Annotated in this window: 21 protein-coding genes; 9 read left to right on the forward strand and 12 right to left on the reverse strand. The window is 65.4% G+C overall.

Annotated elements, in window-relative coordinates; translation table 11 throughout:
* Positions 1-15: 15 nt before the first annotated feature.
* Positions 16-924 (reverse strand): enoyl-CoA hydratase, encoded by a 909-nt coding sequence (locus tag AB431_RS14520; protein ID WP_047330517.1) that lies wholly within the window; start codon positions 922-924, stop codon positions 16-18.
* An 82-nt stretch (positions 925-1006) separates the two neighbouring features.
* Between AB431_RS14520 and AB431_RS14525 the strand changes: the two genes are divergently transcribed.
* Both AB431_RS14525 and AB431_RS14530 read left to right on the forward strand, forming a co-directional pair.
* Entirely contained in the window at positions 1007-2122 is a 1116-nt protein-coding gene (locus AB431_RS14525) for a dihydrodipicolinate reductase (RefSeq protein WP_047330518.1), read from the forward strand.
* Positions 2123-2166: 44 nt separating this feature from the next.
* Positions 2167-2772 (forward strand): nitroreductase family protein, encoded by a 606-nt coding sequence (locus AB431_RS14530; RefSeq protein WP_047333428.1) that lies wholly within the window; start codon positions 2167-2169, stop codon positions 2770-2772.
* 3 nt (positions 2773-2775) lie between these two features.
* Here AB431_RS14530 and AB431_RS14535 read toward each other — a convergent pair whose 3' ends face one another.
* Complete coding sequence (locus tag AB431_RS14535; protein WP_047333429.1) at positions 2776-3963, reverse strand: amidohydrolase family protein; 1188 nt, start codon at positions 3961-3963, stop codon at positions 2776-2778.
* 200 nt (positions 3964-4163) lie between these two features.
* Between AB431_RS14535 and fadD4 the strand changes: the two genes are divergently transcribed.
* Entirely contained in the window at positions 4164-5678 is a 1515-nt protein-coding gene (gene fadD4 / locus AB431_RS14540) for a fatty-acid--CoA ligase FadD4 (RefSeq protein WP_047330519.1), read from the forward strand.
* Between the two features lie 3 nt (positions 5679-5681).
* Positions 5682-6482 carry a lysophospholipid acyltransferase family protein gene (locus tag AB431_RS14545; RefSeq protein ID WP_047330520.1) on the forward strand — a complete coding sequence of 267 codons (801 nt, stop codon included), beginning with the start codon at positions 5682-5684 and terminating at the stop codon, positions 6480-6482.
* Between the two features lie 52 nt (positions 6483-6534).
* On the opposite strand, the gene AB431_RS14550 is transcribed toward AB431_RS14545, so the two are convergent.
* Entirely contained in the window at positions 6535-7137 is a 603-nt protein-coding gene (locus AB431_RS14550; RefSeq protein ID WP_047330521.1) for a TetR/AcrR family transcriptional regulator, read from the reverse strand.
* A gap of 95 nt (positions 7138-7232) precedes the next feature.
* On the opposite strand from AB431_RS14550, the gene AB431_RS14555 reads away from it, so the two are divergent.
* From AB431_RS14555 to AB431_RS14565, 3 genes are read left to right on the forward strand one after another with little or no spacing between them, the layout of a single operon-like run.
* Complete coding sequence (locus tag AB431_RS14555; protein ID WP_082135677.1) at positions 7233-8405, forward strand: spirocyclase AveC family protein; 1173 nt, start codon at positions 7233-7235, stop codon at positions 8403-8405.
* The gene (locus AB431_RS14560) at positions 8402-9187 is read left to right on the forward strand and encodes a CbbQ/NirQ/NorQ/GpvN family protein (protein ID WP_047330523.1); all 786 of its coding nucleotides are present in this window, start codon (positions 8402-8404) and stop codon (positions 9185-9187) included. The genes AB431_RS14555 and AB431_RS14560 overlap by 4 nt, the downstream gene beginning before the upstream one ends.
* Positions 9123-10850, forward strand: a complete 1728-nt coding sequence (locus AB431_RS14565; protein WP_082135678.1) for a nitric oxide reductase activation protein NorD — start codon at positions 9123-9125, stop codon at positions 10848-10850. The genes AB431_RS14560 and AB431_RS14565 overlap by 65 nt, the downstream gene beginning before the upstream one ends.
* Here AB431_RS14565 and AB431_RS14570 read toward each other — a convergent pair.
* Together AB431_RS14570 and AB431_RS14575 are read right to left on the reverse strand one after the other, a co-directional pair.
* The gene (locus AB431_RS14570; RefSeq protein WP_047330525.1) at positions 10807-11598 is read right to left on the reverse strand and encodes a thioesterase family protein; all 792 of its coding nucleotides are present in this window, start codon (positions 11596-11598) and stop codon (positions 10807-10809) included. The two genes, AB431_RS14565 and AB431_RS14570, sit on opposite strands and share 44 nt — an antisense overlap.
* Entirely contained in the window at positions 11595-12440 is an 846-nt protein-coding gene (locus AB431_RS14575) for a RecB family exonuclease (protein ID WP_047330526.1), read from the reverse strand. The genes AB431_RS14570 and AB431_RS14575 overlap by 4 nt, the downstream gene beginning before the upstream one ends.
* A gap of 77 nt (positions 12441-12517) precedes the next feature.
* On the opposite strand from AB431_RS14575, the gene AB431_RS14580 reads away from it, so the two are divergent.
* On the forward strand, positions 12518-13372 hold the full coding sequence (locus AB431_RS14580) for a tRNA (adenine-N1)-methyltransferase (protein ID WP_047330527.1): 855 nt from the start codon (positions 12518-12520) through the stop codon (positions 13370-13372).
* On the opposite strand, the gene AB431_RS14585 is transcribed toward AB431_RS14580, so the two are convergent.
* From AB431_RS14585 to AB431_RS14595, 3 genes are read right to left on the reverse strand one after another with little or no spacing between them, the layout of a single operon-like run.
* Positions 13369-13665, reverse strand: a complete 297-nt coding sequence (locus AB431_RS14585; RefSeq protein WP_047330528.1) for a DUF503 domain-containing protein — start codon at positions 13663-13665, stop codon at positions 13369-13371. The genes AB431_RS14580 and AB431_RS14585 overlap by 4 nt on opposite strands.
* A 1-nt stretch (position 13666) precedes the next feature.
* Positions 13667-14215, reverse strand: coding sequence for a hypothetical protein (locus AB431_RS14590; RefSeq protein ID WP_047330529.1), 549 nt, complete (start codon positions 14213-14215; stop codon positions 13667-13669).
* Between the two features lie 11 nt (positions 14216-14226).
* Positions 14227-14721 carry a hypothetical protein gene (locus AB431_RS14595; protein ID WP_047330530.1) on the reverse strand — a complete coding sequence of 165 codons (495 nt, stop codon included), beginning with the start codon at positions 14719-14721 and terminating at the stop codon, positions 14227-14229.
* A gap of 148 nt (positions 14722-14869) precedes the next feature.
* Here AB431_RS14595 and arc point away from each other — a divergent pair, with 148 nt between their 5' ends.
* Positions 14870-16675, forward strand: coding sequence for a proteasome ATPase (gene arc / locus AB431_RS14600; protein WP_047333430.1), 1806 nt, complete (start codon positions 14870-14872; stop codon positions 16673-16675).
* 24 nt (positions 16676-16699) lie between these two features.
* Here the strand turns inward: arc and AB431_RS14605 are convergent, their stop codons facing one another.
* The 4 genes from AB431_RS14605 to AB431_RS14620 form a co-directional block, all read right to left on the reverse strand.
* Positions 16700-16990: a DUF732 domain-containing protein gene (locus AB431_RS14605; protein ID WP_047330531.1), complete on the reverse strand. Its 291-nt coding sequence runs from the start codon at positions 16988-16990 to the stop codon at positions 16700-16702.
* A 155-nt stretch (positions 16991-17145) separates the two neighbouring features.
* A complete protein-coding gene (locus AB431_RS14610) occupies positions 17146-17757 on the reverse strand; it encodes a hypothetical protein (RefSeq protein ID WP_047330532.1) in 612 nt (203 codons plus the stop codon).
* Positions 17744-18904: a hypothetical protein gene (locus tag AB431_RS14615; protein WP_047330533.1), complete on the reverse strand. Its 1161-nt coding sequence runs from the start codon at positions 18902-18904 to the stop codon at positions 17744-17746. The genes AB431_RS14610 and AB431_RS14615 overlap by 14 nt, the downstream gene beginning before the upstream one ends.
* Before the next feature lies 1 nt (position 18905).
* Positions 18906-20048: a hypothetical protein gene (locus AB431_RS14620; protein ID WP_144418261.1), complete on the reverse strand. Its 1143-nt coding sequence runs from the start codon at positions 20046-20048 to the stop codon at positions 18906-18908.
* Between the last annotated feature and the right edge of the window lie 89 nt (positions 20049-20137).

Consider the following 20137-nt stretch of genomic DNA (forward strand, 5'->3'; position numbering starts at 1 on the left):
GGCCGTCGAGGTGGTTCACCCTTGTGCTCGGACCTGGTCCTTGACCGCCAGGACCACCGGCGGAGCATCCCGCCAGTCGGGTACGCCGTTCTCTGGGCCCGCAGTCATACGGCCGTCCTCTCGAACCTGGGCCCAATGCGAGTGGTTGAGCTGATGCAGCGTGAAACACGCCTGCAGGGAGTTGTAGAACCCCATGTTGTCGACCGTCTGGTTGACCGACTCCTTGATCAGCAGCGCCGCCATGGTGGGCACGGTGGCAATACGCCGTGCCATCTCGAGAGTTCGGTCCGCCAGCTCTTCCCGAGTGAACACCTTGCTGACCATTCCGAGCCGATGAGCCTCGTGGATGTCGATGGCGTCGCCGGTCAACATGAGCTCCTTGGCCTTGCGCGGCCCGAATTCCCACGGGTGGCCGAAATACTCCATGCCGCACATACCGAGGCGGGTTCCGACCACATCCGCGAACCGGACATCGTCGCTACCGACGATCAGGTCGCACGCCCACATCAACATGAGGCCCGCCGAGAACACGTCACCGTGTACCTGAGCAATGGTGATCTTGCGCAGATTTCGCCACCGTAAGGTGTTCTGGAAGAAGTAGTGCCATTCCTGCAACATGCACATCTCCGCACCCTCCCGGGTGCCACCGTTGATCCGCACCGTCGGATGCTGGTCGGGTCCGGGCCGAAACTCCGCGCTGGCCTGCTTGGACCCGATGTCGTGACCGGAGGAGAACATCTTTCCCTCGCCGGCGAGGATCACCACGCGGACGTTGTCGTCGGCCTCGGCGGCGCCGAAGGCCTCGTCGAGTTCGACCAACATGCCGCGGTTCTGCGCATTGCGTTGTTCGGGACGGTTCAGCGAGATACGTACGATGGCGCCGTCGTCATAGGTTTGCCATTTGAGGAACCGATAGTCGCTCACTGTTCTCCCCTTACCTCGTGTGGTAATCATGTTATCGGCATACGAGAAGCAATATTCTCACAACGCCTCAGGAGGTACTGCCATGACCCAGCTGGGCCGCGGGAATCCGCGCGTAATCCTCTGGGGACCGGGCCAAGTCGGCGTCGGCGCGCTACGAGCGACCATTGCTCATCCTGGATTGGATCTCGTCGGGTTGATCGTGCACTCCGAGGCAAAGGACGGTCTAGACGCGGGTGACATCTGTGGTATGCCGCCCACCGGAGTGATAGCCACGCGGGATAGCGACGCTGCCCTGGCTGTAGACGCCGACGTTGTCGCTTTCTTCGCCTCCGGCGACTATCGGTATCGGGAGGCGGCCGAGGACGTCGCACGCTGCCTGCGCGCGGGGAAGAACGTCGTCTGCACGTCCCTCGTGCCGCTGTGTTATCCGCCGGCCGCCGACCGGGAGACTGTCGAATTGCTCGAACAGGCCTGCCGCGAAGGCGGTACCAGCATGTTCAACAGCGGCGTCGACCCCGGCTGGGCGAACGACGTGATCGCCTTGACGATGACGGGCTTCAGCAGTCGTGTGGACACCATCACGATGCTGGAGATCCTGGACTACGGCCCGATCAACCAACCGGAGATCATGTTCGACTTCATGGGATTCGGTCACCCGCCCGATCATCCGGCACCGCTGTTCGACACGACCCGCCTGGCCGCGCTCTGGGCGCCCATTGTGCACCTGGTCGCCGACGGTGTCGGACTGGCGTTGGACGACGTCGTGACGACCATCGACAAGTGGCTCGCGACGCAGCGCTACGAGGTGGCATCGGGTTGGGTTGAACCCGGCACGATGGGTGGCATGCGGTTCAAGCTCGCCGGGATCGTCGATGGCGAGGAACGCGTGGTGCTCGAACACATCACCCGAATGGGCGAGCAGTCCGCACCCGACTGGCCGCGGCATCCGTCACCGCACGGCGGCTACCGGGTGATCGTCGACGGTCTGCCCACTTACACCGTCGACATCGAGATGCATGGCCGTGGCAACAACATGCGCGGCCTCACCTACGCCACCGTGATGCGCGAACTCAACGCGATCCCGGCGGTCATCGCAGCGCCGCCAGGGTTGTTGTCGACACTCGACCTGCCGATGGTCACCGGACCGATGCGGGGCGGGACCTGGCAGGGTGTATTGCCGCGGAGGGATCACGCGTGACGACGAACGCGGTACCCACGACCTCGGATGATCTGTGGACCGTGATGAGTACGGCGACAGCGGTGCGGCGATACCGCCCCGAACCGGTCGGTGACGACGTCTTGGACAGGTGCCTGCAGGCCGCGTCGTGGGCGCCGTCGGGCGGGAACGGTCAGCCCTGGAAGTTCGTGGTGATCCGCTCGCAGGACATGCGCGACGTCATCACCGCCGCGGCCCACTCGACGTGGGAAGTGATGAAGGACTTCTACCAGATCCCCGACGACCACGGCGCCGACGACCCGAAGACACGCGTGCTGAGGACGATGGCTGAGCATATGCAGATCGGCGGCGCCGCACCCGAGCTGGTGCTCTTTTGCGTTCAGCCGCAACGCGGTACCACTGAGCTGCAACAGGCCGGTTCGATTTTTCCTGCTGTGCAGAACTTCCTGCTCGCGGCCCGCGCACAGGGCCTCGGTGCTGCAATCACGCTCTGGCACGGTCAGTGTGACGCCGAGTTGCGCACGGCGATCGGCATCCCCGCCGACTGGAAGATCGCGACGCTGCTGACGGTGGGATGGCCCCGGGGGGGACACCACCCCGTGCGCCGCAAACCGCTGTCCAAGGCGGCCGTGCTGGATCGGTGGGATCAGCCGTGGAGCAACGGCAGCTGACTGCTAGGCCAAGCCGAAGAAGTTCTTCGCGTTGGTGGACAGCACCTTTCGCTTCGTGGCCTCATCCAGACCCTCGGTCGCCTTGTTGGCGACGGCGGTGCTGTGTGGCCAGTTGGTGTCGTTGTGTGGGTAGTCGGTCTCGAACATGAGCTGATCCTCACCGACGAGGTCGAGGATGCGGAACGCGACAGGGTCGCCGAATGTGGAGAACCAGATGCGGCCTGGTACCTGAGTGCTCGGGGGCTCGGTCAGCAACGGATGAATGTCGCCCCAGGCCCTTCGGTCTTCCCAAACCTCGTCGACGCGCTGCAGATAGTAGGGAATCCAGCCGGCCTGTGCTTCTGCGAAAGCGATCTTCAGCATCGGAAACTGCCTGAGTTTGGCGGAGAACAGCCAATCGACCAGCGCGATGGTGCAGTTGACTGCCATCAACGCACTGGTGACCACGTGCGGCGAATCAGGGGAGGACCTGGTCAGCGACGAACTGGACCCGATGTGAAGCATGATGCCCACATTGTTGCGCTCGCAGGCGGCGAAGAACGGATCCCAGTAGCCGCTGTGGATGGACGGCAGGTCCAGGCGCGCCGGAAGTTCCGAGAAACACACGGCGGGCATGCCCTTGGCCGCAACCCGCTCGACTTCCCGCACGGCAAGCTGGACGTCCCAAAGAGGGATGATGCCAAGCGGGATCAGTCGGCCGTTCGATCCGCCGCCCCATTCGTCGATCTGAAAGTCGTTGTACGCCTGGACACACAGGAGGGCGAGATCCTTGTCCTTGCCATGCAGGAATCGCTGCCCGCAGAAGCGGACGAGCGTGTTCGGAAAACAGGCCGACGCCTCGATACCCGCGATATCCATGTCGGCGAGTCGATCCGCCGGACGGTAGCAACCGGGACGCATCTCGTCGTACGTAATCGGGTCGGTGGTGAGTTCGTCGATCTCGTAGCCGGCCGCTGCGCTGATGAGCGGTATCGGGATGAGGGAGTCCTCGTAGTGCCAGATGTCGGCGTCGCGGCCCTCCTCATCTTCGATGAAGACGACGTCCGACGTGACCGTCGGATCCATGCGTCCCCGGTGGCGAACGATCCGCGGACCGGTGTCGCGGTAGCGTTCGGGCAGTCGGCTGGTCCACAGATCAGCCGGCTCCACCAGATGGTCGTCCGGCGAGACGATCAGAATGTCTGCACTCAACACTGTCTCCTTCGATGACGGCCGTTCGCCCCCGGTTGCGACAACATAATTCCACAAATGAGAATGATCGTTTCCACCGTACCCCATCACCTTGCCGGTTCACACTCGGACGCGACCACGGTCCCGCCGTCATGGCAGTGCTCATTGAGAAGCTATCTTCTCGTTGGGCGGCGGGCACGATTCTCGATGGAGGGACAGGGATGCAGATCCGCGATCACATCGACGGCGAACAAACCGCCATAGTGCTGGTCCCGTCGGGGATAACTGTCAGCTACGCCGAGCTGGACGCACGGGCCAACCAATTGGCGCACTTTCTCCGTCAATCAGGGGTATCTGCCGGAGACACCGTGGCGATTCTGATGGAGAATAATGCGCATGTCCACGCCGCGATGTGGGCGGCGCGGCGCAGTGGGCTTTACTTCACGATCATCAACACACACCTGACCACCCCCGAAATCGGCTACATCATCGCCGATTGTCAGGCCAAGGCGCTGCTGTCTTCACACGCCATGATGACGACCTGTCGTCAACTCATGAGCGAGGTCGAACAGGGCCTGCCCCGCGTGAAGTTGATGGCCGACGATGATCTCGATGACTGGGAGCGCTATCCCGAATGCGTTGCTTCCCAGCCGACAACGCCCATCGAGGACGAAAGCGACGGGCAGCTGCTCCAATACTCGGCGGGGAGCACGGGTCGCCCTAAAGGCATCCGTAGGCCGTTGCGGTCCGCGGGGAGCGGGTTGTCGAGTCTGTCCACGCCTGTATTCGAAGCGTTGGGCATCGGCGCTGGTTCGGTATATCTGAGCCCAGCGCCGACATATCACACTGCCCCTGCGATGTGGACGATGGCGGCACAGGCAGCGGGTGCCACCACGATCGTGATGGAGCGCTTCGATCCGGTCCTGACCCTCAATGTCATTGAGCATCATGGCGTTACGCACGCCCAGTTCGTACCTACGATGTTCGTCCGCATGCTTCGCCTTCCCGAAGACGTGCGTCGGCGGTATGACGTGTCAACTCTGCGTCGGGTAGTGCACGCGGCCGCGCCGTGTCCGCCCGATATCAAGGCGCAAATGATCGACTGGTGGGGCCCGATCGTCGACGAGTACTACGGATCCTCCGAAGGGGCCGGTATCTGCTACATCCGGGCCGAGGAATGGCTCGAGCATCCCGGGTCGGTGGGCAAGCCGCTGCTCGGCACACCGCATGTTCTCGGCCCGGACGGTGCGGAACTTCCCGCCGGAGAGGTGGGCGACCTGTACTTCGAAGGGGGATATCCGTTCGAGTACCTCAACGACGCCACCAAGACAGCGGCGTCGCGCAACACAGAAGGCTGGGTGACGGTCGGAGACGTCGGCTATCTCGACGGGGACGGATATGTGTACCTGACCGATCGCCGGCACCACATGATCATCACCGGTGGCGTGAACGTCTACCCGCAGGAGGCGGAGAATGCTCTCCTGAGTCACCCGCTCGTCGTCGACGCCGCGGTCTTCGGCATCCCCGACGCCGACCTGGGCCAGACGGCGAAAGCGGTCGTTGAACTGGTGGATCCGATCTACATCAGCGATGAGACCGCCGAGCGGTTGGTGAGGTGGCTTCACGAGCGACTCGCCGCCTACAAATGCCCGCGGTCGATTTCGTTTACCCCACGATTGCCGCGCACAGATGCGGGAAAGCTGAACAAACACCCGCTGATCGAGATGTATCGGTAGGCAATGATGGCCAGTAGTGCACGCCGTGAAGTGGCGCTGTGGGATCCGACGTTCACCGAACGAGTCAAGAATGTCGTGGGCCCACTGGTGCGGCGGTACTTCCGGGCCGAGGTGCGCGGTGTCGATCAGATTCCTCCGAGTGGCGGGGTGCTCTTCGTGAGCAACCACTCAGGCGGAATGCTGACGCCCGACGTGTTCGTCCTCGCGACGGCCTACTACGAGCGGTTTGGTTACGGCAGACCTCTCTATACACTTGCCCACTCGATGATCTTGGTGGGCTCGCTCGGCGCTACGCTGCGCCGGGTGGGCGCGATTGAGGCGAGCAGAGGCAACGCCGCTCAGGCGCTCCGGAACGGGGCGGCGGTCTTGGTCTTCCCTGGTGGCGACTACGACGCGTACCGGCCGACGTCAAAGGCCAACGTCATCGACTTCAATGGGCGTACCGGTTATGTGCGCACCGCCCTGGAGGCCGGTGTGCCCATCGTGCCGATCGTGTCGATCGGGGGCCAGGAGAGTCAGTGGTTCCTGTCAAGGGGATCGTGGCTGGCCAAGCGCCTCGGCCTGAGCCGGTTCAGGGCTGAAATCATGCCGCTGACCGTCGGAATCCCCTTCGGTCTAGGCATCTTTGTCCCGAATCTTCCCCTTCCCGCCAAGATAGTGACCGAAGTGCTGGCCCCCATTGACGTCCGCGATCGCTGGGGCGCAGATGCCGATGTGGACGAAGTGGATCGGCACGTCCGTCGACTCATGCAGGACGCCCTTGACGCCCTGGCCGATGGACGCCGGTTTCCCATCATCGGTTGACCCATCGACAGTAGGCAGGTGCCGTCGTGCATCGAGAAGGGCTCCGAGAGGGCTACGGCAGCTTGATCGCCGATGTGTACATCTCGACGATGGGCCGGTAGAGATCGACGTCGTCGAGCTCACTGCCGAGAATCACGGAGTCGCTGGTGGCGATCAGCACCTGGGCGAAGGTCAGCGGCGGGATCAGCAACGTCCCGCCGAGGCGATCGATGCCCTTGACGATGAACTCGCTGAGCTTCTCGACGACCTCGGATCGCTTGGCGGCCACCCGCTCCCGCGCCTCGGGGTTGCGCAACAGGTAGAGCGTGAACTCGTGCCCTAACGCGGCGTGCTCGGTGCCACGGTCTCGACTCAGCTGGCGCCACCGCGCTGCGATCTCATCGAACTCTCGGGCCGTGACCGACTTCGCCGACGCCATCACCTCGGCGAAGTTGTCGAAGTAGCGCCGCCAGTATCGGTCGCTGACCGCCAGGAAAAGCTCCTCTTTGGTGGCGAAGTGCTTGTAGATGGCGCCCTTCGTGTAGCCGGCGGCATGGGCGATGTCGTCGAGTTTGGCTGCCAAGAAACCCTTTTCCGCGAACACGTCCTCGGCGGCGTCGAGCAGCAGCGAGCGGGTGTGCTCCAGTCGCCGCTCCCGCGTCCACCGCTCCGCCATGACGGAATTCTGCCACAGAATCTGAGAAACCCATTGGATACTCAGATTCTCATGAGTATATTTTGACCGAACGCTGTCAGCCCAGAGGAGTTGTCGTGAGCGATGTGTCCCGCGCCAAGAGGTCCACCACCGTCGTCGAGCCGGCGAGGCCCGCCGTCGGCGCCTTGGGCGACGCGCAACGACCGTCCAGCGCGGCGGTCAAGGTGTGGGCGACCGTCGGCGGCGTGCTTCTGGTCCTGCAGCTCTACGTCTGGATCCGGTGGGTCACCGGCCCGTACTTCGTGCGGGTACCCGCCGGCCCCAGCGATCCGCCGGCGTACATGAAGATCTTCCTGACCGCCAACGGGGCCCTGATGTGCGTGGCTCTTCCGGCCGCCATCTGGTGGTTCCTGATCCGGCCCTGGGTGCGTGAGCGTCGTATCACCCTCGACGGCTTGCTGCTGGTGTCTTGCGCCCTCTTCTTCTTCCAGGACCCGCTGCTGAACTATCTGAACACGTGGTGCACCTACAACACCTGGTTGTGGAACCGCGGTTCCTGGTCGTCACACATTCCTGGTTGGGTATCGCCCGAGTCTCCGGGGCGCCAGGTCGCAGAACCGTTGCTGATCAACGCAACCGGGTACGGAATGGTGATGCTGTTGGCGATCGCCGGCTGCTGGTTCATGCGACGGGTGAAGTCCCGCTGGCCGCAGATGAGCAACCCGCGACTCATCCTGATCACCTACGCGGGCGCGATCGTTCTCGATTTCGTGATGGAAGCCGGCTTCATGCTGCCGTTCGGGCTCTACACGTATCCCGGTGCCATCCAATCGGTTTCGGTCTTCGCCGGGACTTACCACCAATGGCCGATCTACGAAGGGCTCATGTGGGGTGGCGTGATGACCGCGCTGAGCTGTCTGCGCTTCTTCACCGACGACCGCGGCAGGACCGTCGTCGAGCGCGGACTCGACAACGTGCGTGGCGGCTTCGCGCGGCAGCAGTTCGTCCGTTTCCTCGCCATCTTCGCCGCCGTGAGCGCGTGTTTCTTCGTGTTCTACAACCTGCCTGCGCAATGGTTCGGCATGCACTCAGACCCGTGGCCCGCCGACCACCAGAAGCGTTCGTACTTCAACGGCGGCATCTGCGGCGACGGCACCGACACTCCGTGCCCGGATCCGGTCATCCCGCTACCGACGAAGCGTTCCGGATTCATCGACGTCAACGGCAAACTGGTGTTGCCGGAGGGAGCCACGATGCCGCCCGTCGTTCCGTTCGAGCGCGCTAGGTGAGCGCTCCGTTCTACCGGCCGGTCGGCGATGAAGTCGACGTCTTTCACGCGGCGGCCCGGCGTGGTTTGCCCGTTCTCCTCAAAGGTCCCACAGGCTGCGGGAAGACCCGCTTCGTCGAAGCGATGGCGCATGAACTCGGCCGCGAATTGATCACCGTCGCAGGCCATGAGGACATGACCTCCGCCGACCTGGTCGGCCGGTTCTTGCTCAAGGGCGGCGAGACGGTATGGGTTGACGGCCCCTTGACACGTGCGGTCCGGCAGGGTGAGATCTGCTATCTCGACGAGATCGTCGAGGCGCGCCAAGACACCACCGTCGTCATCCATCCACTCGCCGATCACCGTCGGGAACTCCCGGTCGACCGGCTCGGCACCACAATCCCCGCAGCCCCAGGGTTTCAACTCGTGATCTCCTACAACCCCGGCTACCAGAGCGTGCTGAAGAACATCAAGGAGTCGACCCGACAGCGTTTCGTCGCAATAGAACTCGACTTCCCGCCCGCCGACGTCGAAATCGACGTCGTTGTTCGCGAGGCCGGCATTGACGATGACACCGCGCGAGCGTTGGTCACCGTCGGTCGAGCGATCCGCAACCTTGAGGGCTCGCCCCTTCGGGAGGTGGCCTCGACCCGGATGCTCATTCTCGCCGGCAGTCTGGTCGCCGAGGGCCTCAGTTTGCACAGCGCCGTTCGCGCGGCCGTCGTCCGAGTTCTCTCCGATGACCCCGACGTGGTCCGTGCGCTCGGCGAGCTGGTCGACGCCGTGCTGCCGTCTGTTGGGTGAATCGGCTGTGCCGCAGCGGTTTCGGCTGCTTGCCACGCATCTCGCGCGGCGGTCGCTCGAAATCGCCGAGGCCGCGCCCGGTGAGGCCGCACACACAGACGGGCGTGTCATCTTCGTGACTGCCGGCGGCTCCGTCGACGATCAGCGACGTGAGGTCCGGCTGCAGGCCGCGCTGCTCGGCGCGGGCAGCCTGGACCCGCAGTTGGTCAAGGCGCTCCGCGGACGGCGAGCGCTGGCGCGACGCTACCTGGCGCTCGAGGGACGCCGGGTGCTCGGTCACGGCGACGCGCTCACCGGTAGTGCCGAGGACTCGCTCGCTGTGGCGTCGGGTCGAACCACCGTCGCCGCCCCACCGCCGTGGTTCGGCATCATCAGGCCCTCGCGGCTGCTGCGAACCCCCGAAGGTCCCGGAGCAGCAGTGACCGACGAGGAGATGCGGCTCGAATTCAACCTCGTCGACCTTCCTGACGAGGACAACGATGAGAACGACGAGACTTTCGAAGAGAGCCGGATACTCAAGCTTTTTCACAACCCCGTGCTCAATGCGACGATGCTGTCGGACTTCCTGCGCAAGGTCTTCGGCGGATCCCGAACCGAGAGTGAGGACGAAGCCGGGGCCGAGATACCCGTACGCGCCATGCGCCGTGTCCAGAGCGCGGGACCGCAAGCCCGACCGCTGCCCACCCGGATCGCGTTCACCGACGCCGGGCGGCCCGGCGCAGCCGTCGGCATGCATGGCGCCCTGCACCCCGAGTGGGATGTCTTCGGCGACCGATACCGCGTCGACTGGTGCCGCGTGATCGACTATCCGATGACGACGTCGGTGAACCCGTCTGCCGGTGCAGTGCCCGACGACCCGGTACTCCGACAACGGCTGGCCCGGGTAGGTCTGGCCCATCGGGCACTACGCCGCCGCGCCGACGGTGACGACCTCGACACCGATGCTCTCATCGACTTCATCGTCGAAATGCGGTCGGGCAACTCACCTCCGGAGAACGTGTACACCGAACGCCGAAAGGCCGCGCGCGAACTTGGCGTCCTCATCCTGGTGGACGCGTCGGGATCGGCCAATGACGCCGATGCCGACGGCCGCGCGGTGCACGAACACCAGCGACGCGCGGCCGGCACGCTCGCCGCCACCCTCGAGGAACTCGGCGATCGGGTGGCGGTCTATGCATTCCGTTCCCAGGGCCGCGACGCCGTCCATCTGCCCGCAATCAAGACCTTCGACCAACGCTTCGGCGGCACCAGCCGTGGCAGGCTGAACCAGATGCAGCCCTCCGGGTATACCCGATTGGGCGCCGCAATCCGGGGTGCGGCGGACATCCTGAAGCGGGACGCGGGTACGCCGAGTCGGCTGCTGGTGGTGCTGTCGGACGGATATCCGTACGACCACGGGTACGAGGGTCGCTATGCCGAGGCCGATGCACACCGCGCACTGTCAGAGTTGCGCGCCGACGGCATTGCGTGTCTGTGTCTTTCGATCGGGACCGCAACGGAGGCAGGCAATCTCGAGCGTGTTTTCGGTGCCGCCTGCCACGCGAGCGCGCCCCGGTTGAGCGATCTCAGCCCCCGCATGGACGAGTTGTTCCTGACGTCGTTGCGGGAACTGTCCGTGCCTACCGGCGCTGCACCAACAGGGTCTGGGCCGAGGTCCCGATGAACCCGTGGCGGTCGAACAACTCCGCGGTGGTCACGCCGACGCCGTCCGGTCCGATGGACCCACGGGCCCGCACGCCGAAATCCTGGCCCGACGGCGAGCGGTGCAAATGCACGCCGGTGTCGGTGTTCATGTAGATGAATCGCTGCGGATCAATCGCTGCGCCAATGCCATTCGCGGAATCGACAACCATCGCCAACCGCTCGAGGTCGGTCGTCGGCTCGTCTTCGACCAGGTTCGAGATGGGGGACATCCAGTAGACCTTCGCCCCGGCGGATTGTTCGTATTGCGGGCGCCATTCCACCGACTCGACGTAGCCGGTGGCGTCCTTCCAGTGCAACTCCAACGGCGCGGTGGGTCCCTCGATCAACGGCGGATAGCGATCGGTGGCGGCATCGGCAGTGTCGGAGGTGGCCAACGCCCACGCGGTCACCCGGGCCACCGCCCGCGGCGGCCCGTCCGGTCGTTCCGCCGACATCTCCGCCGACAGCATCGCGATACGGCTGCCCGGTCTGTCGACCCGAGCGTGCACCCGCATCTCGGAGATCGGAATGGCGCCCAGAATGTCGAGTGTCAGCCGCCCGATCCGCATTCCGCTGGACAACTTCGCTTCGATGGCCTTGGTCAACAGGGCCAACGGCGGTGAGCCATGCTGGATTTCGGGATTCCAGTTGCTGCGGGTGTCGTCGGTGGATGCAAAAACGTCAGCCTCGCCGTCGGTGCCGAGCCGCCGGTAGTAGCAACCGATCATGCGGCCGGTTCGTTGCCGAGATCCTCCGGCCAGCCCGGGTAGGGCGGTGGTGTGCCGCCGTATGCCGGACACAGCGGACGATGACTGCACCAGTCGCACAGTCGCGACGGATTGGGCCGGAAATCGCCTGTGGCACCGGCGGATTGGATTGCCCGCCAGATCGCCATCAGGGTTTTTTCGAAGCGCAGCAGCTCGTCGAGCGCAGGGGTGTAGTCCAGTAGTTGGCCGTCGGCCAGGTAGATCAGTCGCAACCGAGTGGCCAGCACGTCACGGGAACGCAGCAGTGCAACGGCGTAGAACTTCATCTGGAACAGGGCCTTGAACTCCGCCAGCGCCCGGGCCGCCGGCGGTGCCTTGCCGGTCTTGTAGTCGACAACTCGAAGCTCACCGGTGCCGGCCACGTCGATCCGGTCGACGAAACCGCGCAGCAGTGTGCCGTCGGCGAGCTCGACCTCGATGCGCTGCTCACAACTCTGCGGGTCGAACCGGGTCGGGTCCTCGAGCCGGTAGTAGCCGGTCAGCAGGTCTCGCGCCTCGGCCAGCAGCTGGACCCGCTGCTCGTCGGTGAAGTCGGCGGCGAAGTCCGGATGCTCGGCGAGCACCCGGTCCCACGCCGGGGCGACCAGAGACAGCGCAGTGTCCGGCACACGCTCGGCGGCCGGCATTCCGTAGAGCTGCTCGAGGGCCGCGTGCACCACCGAACCGCGCAGCTGGGCGGTCGACGGCGGCTCGGGCAGTCGGTCCACGGCGCGGAACCGGTAGAGCAGTGGGCACTGCTTGAAGTCGGCGGCCCGCGACGGCGACAACGCGGGACGCCGCACCTGCAGCACCTGATCAGACATAACAGCAGCCTAGGACGGTGTGCCGACAAGGTGACGGCACGTGGCACGGCGAGTCCGCTATGGCAGGCTGAACCGCTGTGACCGCCGATCCCGCCCCGCGCCGGACCGGTCCCTTCGTCATCGGGGACCGTGTCCAACTCACCGACGCCAAGGGTCGGCACTACACGATGATCCTGAACCCGGGCAGCGAGTTCCACACGCACCGCGGGGCGATCGAGCACGACGCGGTGGTCGGCCTGCCGGAAGGCAGCGTGGTGAAGTCCACCAGCGGCGACGCGTTCCTGGTGCTGCGCCCGCTGCTCATCGACTACGTGCTCTCGATGCCGCGCGGAGCGCAGGTCATCTATCCCAAGGACGCCGCCCAGATCGTCCATGAGGGCGACATCTTCCCGGGCGCGCGGGTTCTGGAGGCCGGAGCAGGTTCCGGGGCGCTGACGTGCTCGCTGTTGCGCGCCGTCGGCCCCGGCGGGGAGGTGATCTCCTACGAGGTCCGCGACGACCACGCCGTGCACGCGCAGCGCAATGTGGCGACGTTCTTCGGGGAGGACCCGGACAACTGGCGGCTGATCATCGGCGACCTGATCGACTCCGACCTCGACGAGGCCTCCGTCGACCGCGTCGTCCTGGACATGCTGTCGCCTTGGGATGTCTTGGACACCGTCGCCCGGCTGCTGATCCCCGGCGGCGTGTTGATGGTGTACGTCGCGACCGTGACTCAGCTGTCGAAGACTGTGGAGGCACTGCGCGAACAGCAGTGCTGGACCGAGCCGCGGACGTGGGAGACGCTGCAGCGCGGCTGGAATGTCGTCGGCCTGGCGGTGCGCCCGCAGCACAACATGCGCGGCCACACCGCGTTCCTGATCTCGGCGCGCCGGCTGGCTCCGGGCACCGTCACCCCGACCCCGCTGCGCCGCAAGCGCCAGCAGGTCTAGTCGTCGTCGCTGCGGCGGAGCCCGCGCCGCACCGAGAGCAGCTCGATCTCGGGCCGCGCCGCCACCAATCGTTCGGCGGCATCGAGCACGTCGACGACGTGGGACCGCTCGCCGGCGACGATGGACACACCGATACCCGCGCGCCGGTGCAGGTCAGCTGAACCGATTTCGGCCGCCGAGATCGAGAAGCGCCGCCGCAATTCGGCGACGATCGGGCGTACCGCCGCCCGTTTCTCCTTCAGGGAGTGGACGTCACCGAGCAGGACGTCGAATTCCAGCCAGCCGATCCACATTCTAGGGCGTAGGTGTCGGGCTGGCCGGGCCTGCGCCGCCGCGGGCATTGCCGAACGCCAGCAGCATGTCGGCCGTCTCGCGGGACAGCTGCCAATTGCCCCTGTCCTGCCGGAATTCCATCGGGAAGGTGAAATTGCCTGGATTGGCCGGGTTGGAGGTGGTGACATTGATCGATGCCAGCGCATCCTCGGGCCGGCGATCCGACCAACGAACCTCACTGGCCGTGAACGTCAGCGGAGTAAAGCCGCCGTCGCGCAGCGCCGCCGCGAATTTGTCGATGGTCGCGGCGTCACCGGCCGTGGTGTTCTCGACGAGCTGAAGCTTGTCAGCGCCTTTGACTGCCGGATCGGCCAACCGGTAGAGCACATCGGTCAACGCCTCGGGCGCCGGCAGGGGAGCGGCGTTGGCCTCGGGTGGTGCCAGCGGCGTCGACGACTGCTCGAACGGACTTTGCGTCGACTTCGGCTCGGCGTGGTCAGAACACCCCGAGAGGCTGAGCGCCGCCACGATTGTGGCGGCGCTCAGACCTACGAAGAACGGGTGTCGCATCCCGCGGTGGCTCAGCTGGCTCCTGACATCAGCGACAGCGCCGACTGCTTGGTCAACTGCCAGCCCGTCGGGCTGGGGCCCTCGATGAACTGAATGCTCTGGCTCGCGGTCTGACCGTTGGGTGCCGTCGCGGTGACATTGGCCGTCGCGGACGGGCCTTCCTGGTCGATGTCGGCGATGTTGAAGCTCAGCGGGAGCAGGCCCTTGGCCGAGGCGTTGTTGAACGCCCGGTCGGCGGCAATGCCCTCGAACCGGCCCAGGCCGAACTGAATGTAGGAGCCTTTGGAGCCAGAGAACGACCCGCCGCCCTGCAGACCATTGAGTGTGGCAACGAGCTGGCTCTGGAGCTCTGGCGCCGGCGCCTGCGGCATCGGTGCGCCGAAGACGACGGGCTGCACGGCCGGTGCAGGCACCGGCGAGCTGAATGCAACCGACGTCACACCGGCGGCGACGCCGCCGACGATCGCGGCGGCGGCAACGCCCGTGGCTAGGAGTTTCAGGGTCACGGATGTCCTCTCGATCGGCCCGACTCATTAGAAACATTAACAGTGTTGCCAGTGTGTCGAAATTCCCCGCACGCACATGATCGAGGTTGGGCCGGTAGCGTTGAGGTATCCACCGCACCAACTTCCGGGTGTGGGAGAGGAGCGCAACATGAGTGAGGCACAAGAACCCCAGCTGTCCGGCGAAGACGCCGCCGAACTGGAAGAGCTGCGCCGTGAGGCCGCGGCACTGCGCGATCAGCTGGAGAACGCGTTGGGACAGGGCAGCGCCCGCAGTGCGCGTGATGTGCATCAGCTCGAGGCGCGAATCGACTCTCTGGCGTCGCGCAACGCCAAGCTGATGGACACCCTCAAGGAGGCCCGTCAGCAACTGCTGGCTCTGCGCGAGGAGGTCGACCGCCTCGGTCAGCCGCCGAGCGGATACGGGGTGTTGCTGGGTTCCCACGAGGACGACACCGTCGACGTGTTCACCTCCGGTCGCAAGATGCGGCTGACGTGCTCGCCCAACATCGACGTCAAGTCGCTCAAGAAGGGGCAGACGCTTCGTCTCAACGAGGCACTCACCGTCGTGGAGGCAGGCAACTACGAGTCGGTCGGTGAGATCAGCACGCTGCGCGAGATCCTCGCCGACGGCCACCGGGCGCTCGTGGTCGGACATGCCGACGAGGAGCGCATCGTCTGGTTGGCCGAACCCTTGGTGGCCATCGAGGACCTGCCCGCCGACGTGGCGGAGGAACTCGACGATGACGATCTGCGGCCGCGCAAGCTGCGTCCGGGAGACTCGCTGCTGGTCGACACCAAGGCCGGCTACGCGTTCGAGCGCATTCCCAAGGCCGAGGTCGAAGACCTGGTGCTCGAAGAGGTGCCCGACGTCGCCTACAGCGACATCGGCGGCCTGACCCGCCAGATCGAGCAGATCCGCGACGCCGTCGAGCTGCCATTCCTGCACAAGGAGCTGTACCGGGAGTACGCGCTGCGCCCGCCGAAAGGTGTGCTGCTCTACGGTCCGCCCGGTTGCGGTAAGACGCTGATCGCCAAGGCCGTGGCCAATTCGTTGGCCAAGAAGATGGCCGAGGTGCGCGGCGACGACGCCCGCGAGGCGAAGTCGTACTTCCTCAACATCAAGGGCCCGGAGCTGCTGAACAAGTTCGTCGGCGAGACCGAACGACACATCCGGCTGATCTTCCAGCGGGCCCGCGAAAAGGCTTCCGAGGGAACGCCGGTGATCGTGTTCTTCGATGAGATGGACTCGATTTTCCGCACCCGCGGCACCGGTGTGAGCTCCGATGTCGAGACGACGGTCGTGCCCCAGTTGCTGTCAGAGATCGACGGTGTGGAGGGGCTCGAGAACGTCATCGTGATCGGTGCCTCCAACCGCGAGGACATGATCGACCCGGCGATCCTGCGGCCCGGCCGCCTGGACGTCAAGATCAAGATCGAACGGCCGGATGCCGAAGCCGCCCTTGACATCTTCAGCAAGTACCTCACCGAGGAGTTGCCGGTCAACGCAGATGATCTCGCCGAGTTCGGCGGCGATCGGGGGCAGTGCATCAGAGCGATGATCGAGAAGGTCGTCGACCGGATGTACGCCGAGATCGACGACAACCGGTTCCTGGAAGTCACCTATGCCAACGGCGACAAAGAGGTCATGTACTTCAAGGACTTCAACTCGGGCGCGATGATCCAGAACGTGGTCGACAGGGCCAAGAAGTACGCGATCAAGTCGGTCCTGGAAACCGGGCAGAGGGGTCTGCGGATCCAGCATCTGCTCGACTCGATCGTCGACGAGTTCGCCGAGAACGAGGACCTGCCCAACACCACGAATCCGGATGACTGGGCACGAATCTCGGGCAAGAAGGGCGAGCGGATCGTCTACATCCGCACGCTGGTCACCGGCAAGAGCAGCAGCGCCAGCCGGGCCATCGACACCGAGTCGAACCTGGGCCAGTACCTGTAGCGGTACCGACCCAGGCTCGAGTCGTCAGTGCCCGCAGAGCTGCGAGGCGGCGGCGCTGTAGAAGAACGCCGCGTCCTTGGGCTCCACGCCGTCGGTGGTGTTGTCCGAGATGGTCTGCAGCGTGGTGGCCTGCGGCACGCCGGCAGCGATGTCGCTGCAGATGTGCTGGCCCAGCGCCACCGCGGAGGTGACGGGTCCATGCCAGCCGTCATTGGCCAGCGTTGTGATGAACGAGTCCTGATCGGCGAACGCCGGCGACGCCAGCGCCAATCCGAGTCCTGCCGCCGCGATACCGGTGATCACGAGTTTCTTCATGGGTGTTCCCTTCCCAGATGTTGCGCACCTCGCCGATACCGGCGGCGCGCTATGGCCGGAGTGTATGGCGAAGGTGAGCCTTACCGCAGCGTTATCGTCGTCGGCGTCAGTTTGTTACCGGCGCAACTACCGGGGCGAACGTCAGGCTCAGCGCCTCAGAACTCCAACGAGTAGCTGTTGCTGAGGTTGTCCTGGGTGACGTGGGCGTCCCGAGTCGTGGTGTCCACGGTCAGCCGTTCGGTGAGTGTGCGCGTCTCGTAGCTCCACCCCTCGGGCAGATCGAGCCGTCCGGCCAAGTCCGCGAGGGCGGCGAGGGTGAGCCCGCGGTCCACCATCTGGCTGTACGTCTGCATGACCCACCGCTGCCGCTGCGGGTCGACGAGTTCGAAGACCGGCCGGCCGGCATCGAAGGTGAACACCGCCCTGCGGTCGACCCGGTTGACGGTGTACGGCGCGGGGCTCATCGAAGACAGCTTGACCGTGGCCTGCCGGATCATCGCGATACCGCCGAAGGTCTTGATCTCCTGGTTGTCTTGCGCGGCTTTCGCGATGCTGCTCATCAGCCAGTAACGGGGACCGTTGAGAAGTGCCGCGACGGCGCCGTTCTCCTTGGCGATCGCCTCGGCGTCGAGCTTGCTCCACAACTCGGCGGGGCAGTCGTTGAGCGGAAAGCTGTTGTAGACGGTCGCTTCCGGCCCGTCTGCGCCGGCCGTGACGAGCAGCACCTCGCCGTAGCGCTTGTCGAACACGTCATCACGCTCGGTCATCGCCGGCCTCCATCTCCAGATACGCGTCGCGGCCGGCCAGGCTCACGGCGACGTCGGCTATCAGTGGATCGAAGAACCGCTGCCGGTACAGCGGGTCGACGCTCGTGCTGACGGTGAAGTACAGCCCGGACAGCACCGCCACGAACAATGAAGTGTGCACCACGGTCTGGGGGATCGGAACATGGATGCCGAACCACGTTCCAGCACAAGGCGGTTGGCCGACCGGGCAGGACTGCTCGGCCGACCACAGCACCGTGACGTCGTCCGGTATCGCGATGGTGCCCAGCGCCAGGAAGAACACGAACAGCCCGGTGGTGAAGAACACCACTTGGATCGCCTGCGCGACCACCATCACCGCGACGACGTTGCCCTGTTCGGCCAGCGACAAGGGCGTGCGGTCCGGCTCGGTCTCGGTGGCCAGCGGAGTTCCGGCCAGCAGGACGACGCTGTCATGCCGTCCCGAGCGGTCGTCGCGCAGCGCCTGCACCTCGTCGCGAATGGTCACGACCATGAACACCAGTGCCACCAGGGCCAGGAAACCGATTGTCTGCCATAGCCTTTCACGTGTCATTCGAGCCGAGAGCTGCCACAGCTCACCGGTGAAGTACACCACCACCGTCAGCATCAGCAGCGGCAGGGCGCGGCTCATCAGTGTTCCGAGCGCGCCGAATTGCACCCAGGCAAACCGGAAGGCCCACAGGACAATTGACCCGATACCCAGGTACGTCAGCCACACCGCGAGCAGTGCGACGATCCCGAAGCCGGCCACCTCGGCCGCAGTGAGCCCCGTCCAGCCGCGGTCGACGAGCGGTAAACCGATCACGAACAACGCCATCACGAACAGCGCCGCACTGCGCCGCCCGGCTTCGCTGCGCGTCGTGCCTGCGCGGTGGAGCAGGTAGAGCACGAACGGGGCGGCGGTCAGCACGGCGGCCATGGCGCCCAGCCGCAGCACGGTGCCGATTGCGACCTGACCGTCGCTGAAATCGGCGACCAGCGCCGTCACGGCGATCAGCGCACCGATGCCGCTGACCACCGGTGCCGACCGCGCGATCAACCGTCGCGAACGCACCCGTCGGGTGAGCACCAGCGGCAGACCGCGGGCCAGAAACCACTCCTGCACATCACGCCTGGTGGCGGCCGGCATGTCAGCGACCTCGCCGCGACGAGCGGTAGCGATCCCGCGCCACGAGAGTGAGCCGCAGGTCGGCCAGCAGCGGGTCGAGGAATTGTGCGCGGTATTCCTTATCGGTGACCGCCTTGGCCGCCAGATACATGAACGTGATGGCCGTCAGCATCATGGTCGTCTGGATCAGCGGGTCGGGGACCGGCAGCGTCATGCCGAGAAAATGACCGTCGTTGCGGCCGCTGTCGCGGGTCCATGAGGCCAGCAGGGGCGGACTCAGCACGATCAACCCGAGCACGAAGAAGATGGCCCCGGTGGCCAGCGCGACCGTCAGCACCTGACCCACCTGGGAAGCCGCGACGACGAACACCACGTTCGCCCGTTCGGTGCGGGACAGTGGGTCGACGCCGGGTTCGTCGGCGATGCCCTCGAACGGCGTGCCGGCCAGGCGGTCCACGTCCTCGGGGGCGGCTTCGGGCTCATCGACGATCGGGCGGACCCGTTCCAAAGTGCTCGAGACGAGGAACGCCGCGGCGATCGCGAACAGGAACCCGATGGCCAGCCACAGCCGTTGGCGGCTGACGATCGCGGCCATCAACCAGACGTAGGTGTTGAAGAACACCAGGAAAGTCAGCAGCACGACCGGCAGGGCACGGACGAACATGCCGGTGGCAAGGGCGAGGTTCGACATGGTGTCGCGGGCGGCCCAGCCCGCAATCGAGCCGACGCCCGACGCCGTGGCCACCACAATCACCGCGACGGTGATCGCCGTAAGGGTCAGGTTCACCGTGACCCGCGGGCTCGGACCGCCGAACACGCAGCCGAGGATGATCACCGCCAGCGCGAGGTTGGCGGCCACTACTCGCCGCAGCGGGCTGTCGATCCGCGACACCAGCCAGCCCACCAGGGCCGCCACCGGCAACACCAGCACGACGAGCGCCAGGAGGAATCCCTCGGCGACCGTCGGTCTGCCATCGATGTCGATGGTGTGTTTGCCCGACAGCTTGACCACCAGGATCGAGTTCACCGCGAAGACCGCCACGCCGGCCAGTGCCGGCGCCGACCGGCCCCACACCCGCCGCAGCAGGGTGCCGCGTCGCACCACCGCCGGGAGACCTCGAACCAGAAACCAGCGCTCTTCGGCGTAGCGGTCCGGTGATGTCATCGTTGCGCGGCTCCGATGTGGGCTTTCGGGTCAGGTCACCCTAGCCGGAAGAGGCACCGTCCACGCGCCAGGCGCGCGACACCGTCCCC

Source organism: Mycobacterium sp. EPa45 (assembly GCF_001021385.1).
Classification (GTDB): Bacteria; Actinomycetota; Actinomycetes; order Mycobacteriales; family Mycobacteriaceae; genus Mycobacterium.

Excerpts from the sequence above, each read along its gene's own strand:
- AB431_RS14530 (WP_047333428.1), top strand. The coding sequence starts at position 2,167 with ATGAGTACGGCGACAGCGGTGCGGCGATACCGCCCCGAACCGGTCGGT.
- AB431_RS14605 (WP_047330531.1), bottom strand. The coding sequence starts at position 16,990 with ATGAAGAAACTCGTGATCACCGGTATCGCGGCGGCAGGACTCGGATTG.
- AB431_RS14585 (WP_047330528.1), bottom strand. The coding sequence starts at position 13,665 with ATGTGGATCGGCTGGCTGGAATTCGACGTCCTGCTCGGTGACGTCCAC.
- AB431_RS14570 (WP_047330525.1), bottom strand. The coding sequence starts at position 11,598 with ATGATCGGTTGCTACTACCGGCGGCTCGGCACCGACGGCGAGGCTGAC.
- AB431_RS14550 (WP_047330521.1), bottom strand. The coding sequence starts at position 7,137 with ATGGCGGAGCGGTGGACGCGGGAGCGGCGACTGGAGCACACCCGCTCG.
- AB431_RS14615 (WP_047330533.1), bottom strand. The coding sequence starts at position 18,904 with ATGCCGGCCGCCACCAGGCGTGATGTGCAGGAGTGGTTTCTGGCCCGC.
- fadD4 (WP_047330519.1), top strand. The coding sequence starts at position 4,164 with ATGCAGATCCGCGATCACATCGACGGCGAACAAACCGCCATAGTGCTG.
- AB431_RS14590 (WP_047330529.1), bottom strand. The coding sequence starts at position 14,215 with ATGCGACACCCGTTCTTCGTAGGTCTGAGCGCCGCCACAATCGTGGCG.
- AB431_RS14565 (WP_082135678.1), top strand. The coding sequence starts at position 9,123 with ATGACCCCGACGTGGTCCGTGCGCTCGGCGAGCTGGTCGACGCCGTGC.
- AB431_RS14545 (WP_047330520.1), top strand. The coding sequence starts at position 5,682 with ATGATGGCCAGTAGTGCACGCCGTGAAGTGGCGCTGTGGGATCCGACG.
- arc (WP_047333430.1), top strand. The coding sequence starts at position 14,870 with ATGAGTGAGGCACAAGAACCCCAGCTGTCCGGCGAAGACGCCGCCGAA.
- AB431_RS14620 (WP_144418261.1), bottom strand. The coding sequence starts at position 20,048 with ATGACATCACCGGACCGCTACGCCGAAGAGCGCTGGTTTCTGGTTCGA.
- AB431_RS14575 (WP_047330526.1), bottom strand. The coding sequence starts at position 12,440 with ATGTCTGATCAGGTGCTGCAGGTGCGGCGTCCCGCGTTGTCGCCGTCG.
- AB431_RS14525 (WP_047330518.1), top strand. The coding sequence starts at position 1,007 with ATGACCCAGCTGGGCCGCGGGAATCCGCGCGTAATCCTCTGGGGACCG.
- AB431_RS14610 (WP_047330532.1), bottom strand. The coding sequence starts at position 17,757 with ATGACCGAGCGTGATGACGTGTTCGACAAGCGCTACGGCGAGGTGCTG.